The organism is Nitrospirota bacterium, assembly GCA_016212185.1.
Taxonomy (GTDB): Bacteria; Nitrospirota; Thermodesulfovibrionia; order UBA6902; family DSMQ01; genus JACRGX01.
The window spans coordinates 53,373-67,417 of sequence record JACRGX010000076.1 but is presented as its reverse complement, the minus strand read 5'-3'; the positions used below and the strand labels follow the sequence as shown (position 1 = coordinate 67,417).

Annotated in this window: 20 protein-coding genes; 6 read left to right on the top strand and 14 right to left on the bottom strand. The window is 45.3% G+C overall.

Translation table 11 applies throughout. The annotated features are described in order from the left end of the window. The first annotated feature begins 153 nt into the window (after positions 1–153). The gene (locus HZA10_09300) at positions 154–519 is read left to right on the top strand and encodes a hypothetical protein (GenBank protein MBI5196505.1); all 366 of its coding nucleotides are present in this window, start codon (positions 154–156) and stop codon (positions 517–519) included. A 116-nt stretch (positions 520–635) separates the two neighbouring features. On the opposite strand, the gene HZA10_09295 is transcribed toward HZA10_09300, so the two are convergent. Continuing rightward, entirely contained in the window at positions 636–812 is a 177-nt protein-coding gene (locus HZA10_09295; protein MBI5196504.1) for a hypothetical protein, read from the bottom strand. A 16-nt stretch (positions 813–828) separates the two neighbouring features. Here HZA10_09295 and HZA10_09290 point away from each other — a divergent pair, with 16 nt between their 5' ends. Genes HZA10_09290 through HZA10_09280 form a run of 3 tightly spaced genes read left to right on the top strand, consistent with a single transcriptional unit; the run spans position 829 to position 2,423 of the window. Further along, the gene (locus tag HZA10_09290; GenBank protein MBI5196503.1) at positions 829–1,032 is read left to right on the top strand and encodes a hypothetical protein; all 204 of its coding nucleotides are present in this window, start codon (positions 829–831) and stop codon (positions 1,030–1,032) included. A gap of 5 nt (positions 1,033–1,037) precedes the next feature. Beyond that, positions 1,038–2,207, top strand: coding sequence for a class I SAM-dependent RNA methyltransferase (locus HZA10_09285; GenBank protein MBI5196502.1), 1,170 nt, complete (start codon positions 1,038–1,040; stop codon positions 2,205–2,207). 18 nt (positions 2,208–2,225) lie between these two features. Then, positions 2,226–2,423, top strand: a complete 198-nt coding sequence (locus HZA10_09280; GenBank protein MBI5196501.1) for a YwbE family protein — start codon at positions 2,226–2,228, stop codon at positions 2,421–2,423. 36 nt (positions 2,424–2,459) lie between these two features. Here HZA10_09280 and HZA10_09275 read toward each other — a convergent pair whose 3' ends face one another. Next, the gene (locus HZA10_09275; protein MBI5196500.1) at positions 2,460–2,753 is read right to left on the bottom strand and encodes a hypothetical protein; all 294 of its coding nucleotides are present in this window, start codon (positions 2,751–2,753) and stop codon (positions 2,460–2,462) included. A 166-nt stretch (positions 2,754–2,919) separates the two neighbouring features. Here HZA10_09275 and HZA10_09270 point away from each other — a divergent pair, with 166 nt between their 5' ends. Beyond that, positions 2,920–4,041: an ATP-binding protein gene (locus HZA10_09270; GenBank protein ID MBI5196499.1), complete on the top strand. Its 1,122-nt coding sequence runs from the start codon at positions 2,920–2,922 to the stop codon at positions 4,039–4,041. Between the two features lie 193 nt (positions 4,042–4,234). Here the strand turns inward: HZA10_09270 and HZA10_09265 are convergent, their stop codons facing one another. Both HZA10_09265 and HZA10_09260 read right to left on the bottom strand, forming a co-directional pair. Next, the gene (locus HZA10_09265) at positions 4,235–4,891 is read right to left on the bottom strand and encodes a nucleotidyl transferase AbiEii/AbiGii toxin family protein (GenBank protein ID MBI5196498.1); all 657 of its coding nucleotides are present in this window, start codon (positions 4,889–4,891) and stop codon (positions 4,235–4,237) included. After that, the gene (locus tag HZA10_09260; GenBank protein ID MBI5196497.1) at positions 4,881–5,267 is read right to left on the bottom strand and encodes a hypothetical protein; all 387 of its coding nucleotides are present in this window, start codon (positions 5,265–5,267) and stop codon (positions 4,881–4,883) included. Before HZA10_09260 ends, HZA10_09265 begins: the two co-directional genes overlap by 11 nt. A 292-nt stretch (positions 5,268–5,559) precedes the next feature. Between HZA10_09260 and HZA10_09255 the strand changes: the two genes are divergently transcribed. Further along, complete coding sequence (locus HZA10_09255) at positions 5,560–5,760, top strand: cold shock domain-containing protein (protein ID MBI5196496.1); 201 nt, start codon at positions 5,560–5,562, stop codon at positions 5,758–5,760. Positions 5,761–5,845: 85 nt separating this feature from the next. Here HZA10_09255 and HZA10_09250 read toward each other — a convergent pair whose 3' ends face one another. The 10 genes from HZA10_09250 to HZA10_09205 form a co-directional block, all read right to left on the bottom strand. After that, a complete protein-coding gene (locus HZA10_09250) occupies positions 5,846–6,412 on the bottom strand; it encodes a hypothetical protein (GenBank protein MBI5196495.1) in 567 nt (188 codons plus the stop codon). Between the two features lie 79 nt (positions 6,413–6,491). Beyond that, the gene (locus HZA10_09245) at positions 6,492–7,499 is read right to left on the bottom strand and encodes an alpha/beta hydrolase (GenBank protein ID MBI5196494.1); all 1,008 of its coding nucleotides are present in this window, start codon (positions 7,497–7,499) and stop codon (positions 6,492–6,494) included. Between the two features lie 69 nt (positions 7,500–7,568). After that, positions 7,569–8,012 carry a CGGC domain-containing protein gene (locus HZA10_09240; GenBank protein MBI5196493.1) on the bottom strand — a complete coding sequence of 148 codons (444 nt, stop codon included), beginning with the start codon at positions 8,010–8,012 and terminating at the stop codon, positions 7,569–7,571. Positions 8,013–8,029: 17 nt separating this feature from the next. Beyond that, a complete protein-coding gene (locus tag HZA10_09235) occupies positions 8,030–9,046 on the bottom strand; it encodes a class I SAM-dependent methyltransferase (GenBank protein ID MBI5196492.1) in 1,017 nt (338 codons plus the stop codon). A gap of 33 nt (positions 9,047–9,079) precedes the next feature. Next, a complete protein-coding gene (locus tag HZA10_09230; protein ID MBI5196491.1) occupies positions 9,080–9,394 on the bottom strand; it encodes a DUF2917 domain-containing protein in 315 nt (104 codons plus the stop codon). A gap of 82 nt (positions 9,395–9,476) precedes the next feature. Further along, entirely contained in the window at positions 9,477–11,912 is a 2,436-nt protein-coding gene (locus HZA10_09225; protein MBI5196490.1) for an ABC transporter permease, read from the bottom strand. Between the two features lie 12 nt (positions 11,913–11,924). Then, positions 11,925–12,611, bottom strand: a complete 687-nt coding sequence (locus tag HZA10_09220) for an ABC transporter ATP-binding protein (protein ID MBI5196489.1) — start codon at positions 12,609–12,611, stop codon at positions 11,925–11,927. Between the two features lie 16 nt (positions 12,612–12,627). Then, positions 12,628–13,260, bottom strand: a complete 633-nt coding sequence (locus tag HZA10_09215; protein ID MBI5196488.1) for a TetR/AcrR family transcriptional regulator — start codon at positions 13,258–13,260, stop codon at positions 12,628–12,630. A 193-nt stretch (positions 13,261–13,453) separates the two neighbouring features. Continuing rightward, positions 13,454–13,621 carry a hypothetical protein gene (locus tag HZA10_09210; protein ID MBI5196487.1) on the bottom strand — a complete coding sequence of 56 codons (168 nt, stop codon included), beginning with the start codon at positions 13,619–13,621 and terminating at the stop codon, positions 13,454–13,456. Between the two features lie 64 nt (positions 13,622–13,685). Then, a complete protein-coding gene (locus HZA10_09205; protein ID MBI5196486.1) occupies positions 13,686–14,024 on the bottom strand; it encodes a helix-turn-helix transcriptional regulator in 339 nt (112 codons plus the stop codon). Positions 14,025–14,045 lie beyond the last annotated feature (21 nt).

Sequence of the window (14,045 nt, the reverse complement as noted above, 5' to 3'; positions counted from 1 at the left end):
ATTATTTTTTCCTTTGACTAATTGTTTGAGTACTTGTTATACTAACTATAGAATTTTAGAAGTTTTTGCCGTTTATGAGGCTACAAAGACTTTTGACTTTGTGGCCTTTTTTATTGAGGCATTCTGAGATTTGAGTTTAAGAATAGGAGGATTATGAACACCAACAGAGAAAGAAGGAAAGAGGCAAAGGCAGAAAAAACCCAGCAGAAACTTGACGCAGGTTTTATATCCACACACTTCCCTGAAGTTGCAAACATCGTTATTAGCATGAGGTACACCCAGAGTGGAACGAAATTATTGCTGCGGACCGTCAATTTTGCTCCCGGCAGCGCCGCTTTTTTCAAGCTTGACTGTCTGGGCAAGGAATGTATTGACGGCGGATTTGATCTGAAGCAGGTCATAACAGCGATGATTAGAAACCATAACGCAGCGGCAAAAGGAGAACTCAACTGCGGAAGCAGCGGCTCTTGTAAAGACCATGCAGCTATAGTCTATGACGTTGCCATAAAATACATTTAAAAGCGCTCACACCTTGTCATTTGCGCTCAGAGAATCTTTTACAAAAGACAGCGGCGGTTCCTGATAAACGGTGACAGACTTTGCCACAATGACAAAACATCGTTATTTTATACTCTTCAGTAGCCGGTGTTCACGCTGTAATCTACATCATTATAGCAGATGGCTATAATATAAATTCCCTCTTTTCTGAACTGGAACACCTGCATATTGGATTTGAGGACAAGACCAAAAAGTTTGAAGAAAAGTTCAGCGGGATAGAGATGGTGTAAGCTGTTTTTTGTGGTAAATTTCATCAGATGAGGGGTTGTTATGGCAAAATACACAACGACAATTGACGAAGACACGCGTCAGAGGATTCATGCATTGCCGAGGAATCTGCACTTCTCAGCCTTTATCCGCAAGGCGATTGCAGTCTTTATTGACGAGCTTGAGAAAAATCCCGAATTAGAGCCCGGTAATTTCATAATCACTGTCTCAGACCGCAAAGACCCGTCAGATAAAAAGAAGAAATAACAGCGATGGAAAAAAGCAAAATCCTGATTACCTGCGCCAAGGGGATAACGCCTTTTTTAAGGGAAGAACTCGTTGCGCTCGGGTTCCCGGTAATCTCTGAAACTGCCGCGGGCCTTGAGACCGGGGGGACTATGGACGATACCATCAGGCTGAATCTCCTGCTCCGCACAGGGCACCGGGTCCTCTTTCTCCTCAGGAAATTCAGTGCGGAAGATGCTGAAGACCTCTATCGCGCGGTGTCTGATATAGCCTGGGAAGAATATATAGCCGGTGACGGATATGTCTGTGTGACGTCAAGTGTGGATAATCCGACCATCAGAACCTCTCTCTTTGCCAATGTAAAGTGCAAGGATGCGATTGTGGACCGCATTAAGGAAAAGTGCAGCCGGCGCCCTGATTCAGGCCCTGAAAAAGACAGGGCTGTGGTAAACCTGTACTGGAAGGGCGAGGACTGCTCCATTTATCTTGACACCTCAGGAGAGCCGCTTTCCAAACGCAATTACAGAAAAATCCCGATGAAGGCGCCCATGCAGGAGACCCTTGCGGCCGCGGTTATAAAAGCGACAGCATGGAACGGGAGCGGCCATTTCATCAATCCCATGTGCGGAAGCGGCACCCTTGCCATAGAAGCCGCCCTGGCAGGACTGAACAGGGCCTCAGGGATATTCAGGGATAATTTCGGGTTTATGCATCTGAAGGGATTTAATGAATCTCTCTGGAAGGAACTGCGCGCACAGGCAAAAAAAGATGCTAAAAAGACCTTAAATTGCAGAATCATTGCTACTGATATCAGTGCAGATGCGGTTGAGGCGGCAAGGAGCAATGCTGCTGCCGCCGGTGTAGAGCGCTTAATTGAATTTGCCGTATGTGATTATTCTGAAACCGAAATTCCTGACGGAGGCGGTATAATAATCCTCAACCCTGAATATGGAGAAAGAATGGGCAAGGCTAAAGAGCTTGAGGGTGTGTACAAGGGGATCGGCGATTTCTTTAAACAGAAGTGCCAGGGGTATAAAGGATATATTTTTACCGGTAATCCTAATCTGGCAAAGAAGGTGGGATTAAGGGCTGAGAGAAAGGTGCAGTTTTTTAACGGCGCCATAGAATGCAGGCTCCTTGAGTATGCGTTGTACAAGGGCAGCAGAAAAAATAAACAAGACAAGGCAAAGGAATAACTCACAGGAGAGCGCTTTATGGACGGGACCAGACGCGAAGATATAAAACGCGGATTGCGTATTTTAATCGTGCTTAAAAAAGACCAGCAGACAGGAAAACTCACAGAAGGAATTGTAAAGGATATTTTAACTAATTCACCCGCGCATCCCCATGGAATTAAAGTCCGTCTGGAAAGCGGAGAAATAGGCCGCGTAAAAAAGGTGTTTGAGAAATGAACCCGGGCGTGGGCGGAGCGCCACATAATCTTACTCTTATCTCAATTTGGCTTTGCAGTGCCTGCACACGCGCTTATTAATATCTTTGCCGAGATATTTTTTACATGAGGGACATCTCCAGTTAAAGGCTGTAAAACCGACAAATGCGGTTATTACCGCAAGCTGGGCTGAAATAAGGGTATTTTTTGAGAACCCTCCGAACAGGTCATGGCGTTTGTAGACTACGGCAAAAAATAACACAAGAAAAAGCGCTATTGCAATAGCGACAAGCTGCCGCCCCTGACGCATCCAGAAATCCCGCGCAATCTGCTTGTCATCGTGTTTTTGCATTGCCTTTTAGGCTGATATTATAACTCTCCGGTTGCAGTTTTTCAAAACATACATAATATTTAAGGCAAAATAATAAAATTGAAGACCTGCCGCTGCGCCCCGACTATTTTCCACGACTTTGGAGAATAGTCTTGACTATTATCCATTTTTGTGCATAATAGTCAGTATGTACCGCAGGCAAATTGAACCTATCCTTAAAGATCTGACTAAGAAAATAGTCTTCATTGTCGGGCCGCGACAGGTTGGAAAGACATGGCTTGCCCTTGAAATCGGAAAACAATTTAAAAATACAGCCTATCTGAATTACGACAGCTTTGAAGACAGGCAGATTATAAAAAATGAATCATGGCTTCAGTCAACCGAGTTGTTGATTCTTGATGAACTGCATAAAATGCCAGGATGGAAAAATTATCTAAAAGGGGTTTACGATACAAAACCAAAGAATCTCAAAATTCTTGTTACCGGAAGCGCAAGGCTGGACGTATTCAGGCAGGCAGGTGATTCTTTAGCCGGCAGATTTTTTACTCATAGATTAATGCCGTTTTCTATTTCTGAACTTCAGAAAGAGCCGATAAGCAGTGACATTGAACATTTTATTCAAAGAGGAGGTTTCCCTGAGCCTTTTCTTTCAAATAATGAAATTGATGCAAAACGGTGGAGGAATCAGTATGCGGATGGTCTTATCCGGACGGACATACTTGATTTTGAGAGAATTCATGATTTCAGAACAATACAGACGGTTTTTGGACTTCTGAGGAGAAAAGTGGGGACGCCTGTATCCTACGCCTCCATTGCAGAGGATGTAAATGCTTCTCCAACTACAATAATTAAATATATTCAGATACTTGAAACTTTATATATAATTTTCAGGATTACTCCGCATTCAAGAAATATTGCCCGCTCCATATTGAAAGAACCCAAAATATATTTTTTTGATAATGGTCTTGTTGTTGGAGATAATGGAGCGAAGTTTGAAAACTTTATAGCATTAAGTTTATTGAAACATGTTTTTGGCAGCAATGACTATAAAGGAGAAAATTTTGAACTGAAATATCTTCGTACAAAAGATAAAAAGGAGGTAGATTTTTGTCTCACAAATAATAATCAAATTGTGGAAGTGATTGAGGCAAAAGTCAGTGATTCAAATTTATCTCAAAACCTGAAATATTTTTGTGAGAAGTATCGTTTAAAAGGCATTCAGATGGTAAAAGAGATGAAAAGAGAAAAAACAGTTGGAGGAATTAATATTCTTAAGGCTGATACATATCTGAAGAAGCTATTTCTTTAATGTCCTATTCCAAGCGCTGCTATACAGAGAAAGACAATGGGGTCAGACAGCTTGATAGTCATAGCTCAAAATCTACAACGCCCCCGCAGTGCCGGGCATAATTTATTTAAGGCAAAATAGTAAAATCAAAGACCTGACCCTGCGCTCCCTTAACTGAATATGAGGTATTGTGTCAAGAAAAACGGGGTGTCACTTATTGTTGTAGTTCTTCTTTTGCGTTTTGAAGGTCAAACACTATCTGCTTTACATTTTTTTTAAAGAATCTTTTTATATCTTTCCAGTCCGGCTTGTCCCTTAAGTATTGAGGTTCGGGGTCGCCCTCGGCATCATTAAAAAACACTAACGCCTTGCCAATGAGAAGAGGATTGACCCTTTCTGTGCCGAACCGCCTGAGCATATTCGCGGCAACTTTCCGGAAAGGGGTATCCTGCAGGATAAAGTAAAGGTCTGCAAAATCCCTTTTTGCGCCTCTTTGGGTTATGGCGATGACCTTCATGGCGGCTATGTCCAGAATGCTCGCAACCGGAATGCTTTTTATCTTGACTTTAAGGTCAGTAAAGGGACAGTGATACCTGAAGACCGACACTTTTACGCTGTTTACAATAACGGTCAGACTACCGGCCTCCTCCTGAAGTATTTGATAATCAAACTTAAGGCGTTTAATCTCCTGAATTAGAGATTCAGAAGAGAAATCATCCATGGTAAAAAAATCAAGGTCTACTGATATCCTGTGCCCAAGCTGGAGTGCCAGGGCTGTCCCGCCTGCGAGGATCAGATGCTTTTTTGCGGCAATATTCTTAAACCAGCCAAGCGCCTTTTGCCCTTTGGCAGGCAAGCATTCAAGATGCATCAGCCGTCCCAAACCATATCTGCCAGAAGTTTTTGGACTTTTGCGATATTTTTCTGCTCGTCTCTATTACCTCTATTATCTTCCGCGCCGGATAAATCCCTTGAATCCATTTCAGGGCGCTTAGGTCTCCCATCTCAAGGATGCGTTCTATTATATAACTTGCATTTCTCCTAATATGGATATTTTTCAGGTCAGTGTCCCAGAATAAACTCCGGTATTCCTCCCGAACCTTTTCAGATGCCTTCATTTCTGAGATTTTTTTGGCCACTCTGTTGCTTTCCACAGGACCAAGATATTTATGCACCACCCTAACGCCGGCCCGGTATGCGAGGTAGGCATATTCCTTTCCCCCTATTTTTTTAAGCAGGATACTCATCCTATATATAACCCCTTTTTTTATATTACCAAACATTGTTGTCTAAGTCAAGGGGTAAAAGGCAGTTGTTAACACTCAGGCGGCTGATGATGAAAAAGCGCAATTATATTCCATAAACACACACTTATTTTTCCCACACTTATTTTTCCCTTGACAAACTATTTAAGCACCTGTTAATATTAATACAGAATTTTAGAAGTTTTTGCTGTTGACGAGACCACAAAGACTTTGTGGTTTTTTTATTTGTTAAGACCTTCTGAAATTTGAGTTTTAAAAAAAGGAGGTAAACAAAATGTCTAATGGAACAGTAAAGTGGTTCAATGACTCAAAGGGTTTTGGCTTTATTACAAGCGAAGACGGCGGAGATGTATTCGTACATCACACGTCAATCCTGGGTAACGGTTTTAAAAGCCTTGCCGAGGGTGACTCAGTAAGCTTTGATACCGAAAAGGGACCAAAAGGCCCCAAGGCAATCAACGTTACAAAACTGTAATTGACTGTCAAAAGCCCCCCTTGCTTTTGCAAGGGGGTTTTTTTATGTTTTGAAACTGAAGCAAAGGCATTGCAGCGTGCATTGCTCAAGAGCCGCAGCCTGTTCCCTTTGCAGACGCTGATGCAGCGGATGCAGATCCCTCGCAGGCCGTCTCTGCACAGGTCTTTGTGCTGCGACTATTTGTTCTTTGCAGTTTGGCAAGGACAGCGTCTGCCACCATCTTAGCGGTTTCTCTGCGTTGCACTTCCGGCACTTCATCAATGTCAAAATGTTCTGTGTATTTTCTGTAGTACGATAGGGCGTCAAATATGGCCAGTTTTTCTTTGCCGAGCAGATTTTCAAGTATCCTGCCGTAGCAATGGAGAAAGCAGCCGTCAATAAGGACAATTTTCTCCGCAGACGTAATCCACTGCGTCAGGGCAGAGCCGGGCACTGTGAGCAATTCACCGTTGCAGCCCCGGCGGTACGGCTCTTCCTTTGCCACCATGTGGGCGGCAAGGCGGGAGATCTCTCCCCGAATGCAGGCGCCCTCGCAAGACAAGACCGGTATCTTCCCTTGCTTAAGGTACATGCCTCCTGTCTTTTCACCTGCCGGACAGTTTTTGTCGGTCGGTGTAATCCCTATAGAATAAATGTTGCTTTCTTTTTTCATGACAGTCTCCTTTCAATGCGGCATCGCCGTATTTTATGCGTATCAAACTGTTTTTTTATAATTTAAATTCCGGTTGCAATCAGCGGTTTTTCAAGTACTCCCTCACGACTCTGATGCTTTCCGCAGGCTTTTCTCCAAACATTGAATGACCGCTGCCTTTGATAATCTTAATTTTTACATTGGGAAAAAACTTCGCCTGTTTCTCCTGGTGTTGCCTGCCGATGAGTTGATTGCATTCAGTGGTCAGGAAGAGAACAGGAGAAGTGAAGCGTTCAACGCCTTTGACCAGATTAATGTGAAAATCGCCTTTATCATCCATTGCGGAACGAAGGATCGCCTGCATGGACTGAGCGCCTGAACGCCGGTGCAGGGTTGCAGCATCAGGCACTTCGCTGTTGCAATAGTATTCCGGGTTGGCATAGGGCGCCACCCGGCCTATGAAATAATCTGACGCTGCATCTTTGTCAGGCCCCTTGATGTGTAGAGACTGGAACCACGCCTTTGCCGCCCGGAGCAGAAACCCGGCTTCCCACCGCAGCCCAAATTTTACTCCTGCCTGTTTCATCATTCCGGTTGTCAGAAACCCGGGTTCGGCGAGCACGGCATGCCCCACTTTTTCAGGATGCCTGCCGAGATATCCGGAAACGAGCATTGCGCCCCATGAATGGCCTATCAGGTTCACCTTCTTGCCTTTTCCAAAATGATCAACGATGGAGTCAAGGTCTTGCATTGTGGGTTCCAAGGTGATTTCTTTTGGATTGACCCTCGGAGAAAGGCCAGTCCCCATCTGATCGTAAAAGACCACGTAATATTCATTTGACAGGTTCTTCAGCGGCAATAAACCTCGATAGTCCCAGCCCGGACCGCCGTGAACTATAATAACTACAGGATTTGCGTAATTGCCGAAAGTCTCAGCATGAAACACCCTGCCGTTTATTTCTACGCGAGACAGAGAAGGGTCGTCTGCAACCGTCCTTGGAACAGAATATTCCCCTATGGTCAGCAGGTAAAAGAGGAGAAAGAGCGCTGCGACTGCAACGCTTAAATATAAAAATATCCAGACTATTGTGGTAAGAGTTTTTTTCATTCAATCTCCTCAAAGATTATGCTAAGCGAGTGCGGCTGTCATTGTGCCGCGTCAATTTTCAGGGCATCTTTAGTCTTCTTCATCTTTTTTTAGAATGATATCCCCCATTGCTTTACGCGGCTGGCAGAACAGCCGCTTAACGCGCCGGCGATATTCTTCAGGTGCAACGCGCTCTTCATGCGTGCCGATAACAATCCTTATGTTCGGGAATGCCTGTTCAAGTGCCGCTTTATATTTCTCTTTAAAAGGACACAGCGTCTTTATGCAGTAAGTGAAATGGATTGCATCTACTCCAAACTCCGTCAGTGCGCGGATTCTCTGAAGTAATTTATCCGGGCCTGTGAGGGTCGGGCAGCCCGGGCAGTTTATTATCCCAATTAATGTCAGCGTTTCATCTTGTGGATAATCCGCAAACGCACCTTTTCTTTTCCGGAAATCGGATAAACAACTGACCGACGAACAGCCAAGGTCTTGTGTTGCATTGGAACATGTCAGAATGCCTATTTTTGCCATGGTTCATCCTCCTTAATTTAATATGGTTTTGCCGCAACAAATGCCCAAAAGCTTTCAAACGGTATGAGACGCTTTATTTTTACTTTGGCAAAGCCGGCCTCTTTGAATTGCTGACACAATTGCTCAGGGTAGGGCAAAGGGCCATATCCTTCACTCGTAGACGCCCAAATATTCAATATCTGCATGATTGGGCTGCCGCCCTGACAGACTGTTGTTAGTAACACCCACCCGCCTGGTTTTAAATAATTGTTTAAGTGCCTGAACAATGTCACCCTGTCTGCCGCCGGGAAATAATAGATATTCTGGTGGAGTGTTATCAGGTCAAATTTCCGGCTGCTTGAATAACCCCTCACGTCGCAATGTTTAATGGTTACGCGATTATCCAATCCCCAGTTCGTAATGTTATTTCGCGCAAAGTCAGCCACTTTTTCCTGAAGGTCAAGGCCGACGGCGCGGAGCCTTGAATTACGCGCGCAAGCCCGTTGAATGTAAATTCCTGAACCGCAACCAATCTCCAGCAATGTGAAATCCCCCTGCGCGGGAATTGCCGCGTCCACTGCTTCAAAGATAAAAGGCTCGCTTATACGGGAAGAACGCGCAACCAACTCTCCGGTGGATTCATCAAAGGGAAACAATTTCTGCTCCTTGAGCATAGCCGGCGTATCCATCACAAAGGGATAATGATATCTAACGATTTCTTCCAGAAGGGCTTTATACGCGTCATTACTTGATTTCATTAATGTCTTTGACAGCTTGCCCTTTATTTGATACTCATTTCCGGCGCGTTTCAATTCACCAAGGCTCACCCCGAGTTCAAGCCAGGCCCGAAGCCCTTCGCGGTTGGATATAATGCCAAGCTTTTCGCAGAGGCGTTCAAAGCTTGCTTTCCCCCCGATAAAATTATCATAAACGCCATTGGATAAAGCGGCGGAAACAAAACACAAGCGGTAAAATTCATTGCTCATTTTAAGTAATTGAAACATCAGAGAGGACTGCCCGCTGACCGTTAGTTTGGAAATAGTTGAAAGTTTCATGATATCTCCTTTAAAGATAATCTATACTTCATTTCATAATCCTCCCATTGCGATAAAACGCCTCAGCCGTTCTATCAGGCAGTATCTGCCAGTATCGCAAAAATCTATTTCTATTGCGGCGGCGGAAAGTGCCCAGATAATGATGCGCCCTTGCCTGTTAATCAGAAAGCTCTCATCAGCAGGCAGTACATGATCTTTAATATCATTTTGCTGGGTAATATATACAGCGCCTTTTATACATGATATTCTTGTTCCCCTGCGGTCGCCGTCAATCCTCAGAATAGAGTTTTCGTCCAGAATCAATTTAAAAAGTCCTTTGAATTTACCGTCAGGAATCTTAGAAACCATTGGCGTTTTACTCCAAGGCCGGTTGCGATTATCACCAAAGCATATTTTTTTACCCTGTCCTGTCGACATAACTGCCTCCTGCCTACTCATACGCCAGCGCTTCCCGGGTTGAAACCTTGATTGCTTTGCGTGCCGGGATTCGGCTGGCTATCCAGCCGAAAATTAAAGTTGCGATTAGCGTTATCACAAAGCCGGTTTTACTGAATGAATAATGAAGATCGACATCCAGCATCAAGTTGCCGAAGAACTTTGATGCAATGATGCTGAGTGGCCACGACAATAACAATCCGAAAAATATACTTATGACGCTCACTATCATCCCTTCGGCTACAAACAGGCTGTAGATGATTTTAGGAGTGGCCCCGATGGCTCTCAGCACGCCAATCTCACGGGTCCGCTCCATTATATTAATGCCCGTGGCAGATGCCATTCCTATGGCGCTGACCACGAGCACCAGCAGGGCAAAGAACACGATTGTCACTAAGATTATTTTTAGGTGGTCGTAGATAATTTTGACACGCTCAGCCTGCATCATGACATAGAGGACTTGCAGGGTGGACGGCTTAATCGCCTTCTCTATATCTTTTTTCAGGGCTATTACCTTGTCATAGCTTTTATCCTTGGCGACAAACATTAAACTATTAATGTAGTGATCTGGATTAGCGACCGCATCATACTGTTCCTGGGCCATATAAATCTTCGGCTTTTCAAATTCATCAACAATCCCGACCAGTTTTGCCTTTAATTGTTTCCCCCTGACGCTCAGCATATGGTAGCTGCCGATTGCCGGATTATCGTATATCACTGCCGCCTCCTGATTCATCACTATCTCAGGCTCGGCAGGACCGCTCAGCCAGCGCCCTTTAATGGACCTGAAGGCAAAGAGATCGCTGTTATAGGGAAGGGCGATAATTCCCACTCCGGAATCTGTTGAGACGATCATATTTTGCATTGCGCCGCGGCCGCCATTCCATGTTTCTATTCTGCTTATGTTGTCAATGCCGCTGAAATATTTCAGCGCTTCATCTTTCGGCATCTGGTTGATAAGCACTACCTGAACATCATGCTTCATGCTGTTGTTCACGTCCGACAGGAGGTCCTTGAGTGATTGCTGCACATTGAACCCTGTGTTGAAAATTGCCACGCCGAGCGCCATGGCGGCTACTGTGATTGCAAGGCGTTTTTTGCGGCGCATGGTATTCTCAAAAGCCAATCTGAAATTTCGCGGAAGCGGCAATTTATTAATGAACTTGGATTTTTTGGCGCCGGCATCCTGTTGAATGCCGTAATCGCTTAACGCCTCACGGACCGATATCCGCGTCCCTTTTACAATTGCCGGGAGGGACAGTAAGACGGGCAATAACAGGCTCGCGGCTGTGAGATAAAAATACATATAATGCGGCAAGGATGTGATTAGGATTTCAAAATTAAGGATATTCGCCACAAAGTATGCGTATGCGTAGCCGGACTTAATTGCAAGCGGTATTGCAATCACTCCGGATATAACTCCCAGGACCAGCACCATCGTTAAATAGATTTGAAAGACCCGGAACCGCGATGCGCCGATGGCATTGAGAATGCCTATTTGCCTTATTTGCCCTGCCAGTATAGCCGCTATTAATTGAGATACCAGCACGGCACCTAAAAAGAATGCAAGGAAACCGATACTCCCTTCCATAAACAGCAGGGTGTTTAACTGCCACTGATGGGGATGCTCCATAAATTTTGGTATTTTAACGGTATCAACCCCAATGCCCGATGTTTTAAAATAATTTACAAGACCGTCTGCCGCGGTCTGAACCTCCTGTTTTGTCTTCACATTTTTAAAACGAATAATCAATCGCCGGTTGGCTGCCCCGCCGGTAATTTCCGAGAAGGTTTTCTTATTTACATACGCATAAATCAGGTGGTCCTGTGTGCCCGGAGCCTGAGACGGATCAAAACTTATTCCGGCAACCGGAACATCAACGTTCCTGCCTCCTGCACGAACGTGCGCAGGAGAACCGGCATTCAAATCAGAGAAGCGAAGTCCGTCGCGCTCAACCAACATTGCCCCGTCTTCAGGCGCCGCAGGCGTGCCGCCGCCCTTTTGGTCAAATATTCGCGCCAGCTTGAAATTGTTGAAATCTTCAACGCCGAACAACCATAGGGGGATCCATTCATCCGGATGCGTTTCAATCCTCAGCGTAGCAAAATCCCTAAATTCTGCATTCTCAATCTCCGGCCGGCTTCTCAATGCCGTCAAATCCAGCCTATTAAAATCTCCGGATGTTATGGCAGCGTGAAGAGGGGTGGTTCTTACGAAATTCTCATTTAGATCGCGGCTTAAGATGATATATGACACCAGGATAGATCCGACGCCCCATAGTCCGATTATCAATGCAAAGATGACAAGTATTATGCGGCCCGGATTGACCCGCAAATCGCCGATAACTTTTCTCAATTTCATGTTCATGGGAGCGACTCCTTTCAATTTAGCTGCGACTGCCGCAATGATGATGATAATGGCCGCATGCATATAAACCCCCTGTTAATTCTTTCTGTCGCTTATGACGGCACCGTCGCTAAGCGATATGATACGGCTGTATTTAGAATTTGATATGTTTTCGTGCGTCACTACTATGACTGTTTTGCCGTTTCTTACGAGATCGGCAAACAGTCTTTGAATAGCCTCTGTGGTTATGCTGTCTAAATTCCCGGTAGGTTCGTCCGCGACCAGAATCGGCGGGTCATTGGCCAGCGCGCGGGCAATGGCGGCCCGCTGCTGTTCGCCGCCGGACAATCCGGCAGGCAGCTTGTCCGCATGCTGCGAGATGCCTACCTGCGCAAGCAGCGCCTCAGCCCGATTGCTGCGCTCATTTTTTGGGATAATACTTACGAAGTCCATTGCAAGCAGCAGATTTTCCCTGATGCTGAGGGTTGGAATAAGCTGAAAGAACTGAAAGACTATGCCGACATTTTCTCCACGCCACTTTGCCAGTTGGCTTTCGTTCAATGTGTGGACATCGGTGGAATTAATCTTGACCGTCCCCCGGCTGGGATGGTCAATGCCTGTCAGCATATTAAGAAGAGTGGATTTGCCGCTGCCCGACTTTCCGACAATCGCCACATGCTCCCCTCTTTTAATCTGGAGATTGATGTTTTTCAGAGCGTCAAAACGAACTGACGCTGATTCAAACCATCTGGAAACCTGATTGAACTGAATAAAGTTTGACATATGCCTGACAACCTCCTTAATGTCTACGCACTGCTTTTTTATATGATGCGGTTTTGCGCTTCAGGCTAATCGGCGCTATGCCGCTCCAGAGCGCCTCAACAAATTGCTTTACAGCATGGTCCATGCTCTTGCCGCCGTGAACTTCCATCAACTCATATACCGCCAGGCTGTGTATTGCTGAAACGAAAAGGCTGGCCGCGGCCATGGGATTATCGGCCTTAATTGTTCCCCGCGAATTAGCCTCATTCATGTGTGCTGCAAGGGCCTCTGAGAGTTCTACTACCGGCTTGCCCTTAAAGTGGGCGTTCACGTCAGCCATGCTTATTGATGGATTGGTTATCAGATGCATGACGACCGGAATGAGCGTGCGAAAATAAGCCAAAATCTTAAGCCCGATCTCAGTCAGGACGCGGCGCGGGTCAGTCTCTTTTGTAAATGAATTGATTACGGCATTAATATCGACCTGCTGCGGGACCATCGCGGCCAGAAAGAGCGTGGCCTTTGTCGGGTATCGCTGATAAATAGTTGCCTCGGAAACCCCGGCCCTGCGGGCAATTTCCTTGGTTGACCCGAATGCGCCTTTTTTCAGAAACTCTTTCCGCGCGTGCTGCAGCAACTGCTCATCCCTGATAATCTTTCGTCTTCCCATTGTTGCCCCCTTTTATTTATAAGTTAGCACTCACTTATTTTAAGTGATTGATTTAAACTTGTCAAGTTCTTTTTATGAAGAGTGCCGCGGCCTATGCCTTTGCCTATCTAAAGGGGCAGAGGGGAGGGACGGCTTTCATAAGCCCTCCCTCCCTTCTGATTAGCGCCATACCGATAAGCCGATAGAACGCTGATTACTTGCCGGAACCGCAGCAGGATTGAAACCCTGACTTTTTCGTGTCGTCCGAGCAGCAGTTTTTGAACACAGCTTCACATTTTTCTTTGAGCCCTTCGCCTTTGATATCAATGCGAAGTCCGTCTTCGGTGCCGGTAATCTTGATATTACAGCATTCTTTTTCCATTTCTGTTCACCTCCTTTCAGCCTTTTAGTATTTTAAAACAATAGAACATACCTGCCAAAAAAAATTACTTCAGAAAATCTTTTATGGTCTTGACCACGTCCTTATTTACCCTGCAGCGAAAAAGCTGGCCCTCACGCACACATGTTATTAATCCGGCATTCTGGAGTTCTTTGAAATGATGCGAGATTGTGGACCTTGAAAGTTTCATGCAGTCGCAGATTTTTGTAAATGCCTTCTCCATGCCTCCTTTTACAGCACAGCACGGCTCCCCTTTTATGTGAAACTCCGCCATAGCCTTGGACCCTTCGGGTACGCAGCAGTTTTTGTAAAGCATCATAAATATCTTCAATCGCTGTTCATTTGACAGGGCCTTGAAGATTTTCGTATAGTTCGTTAGTTTCATAATCATAGAATAACCGGAATT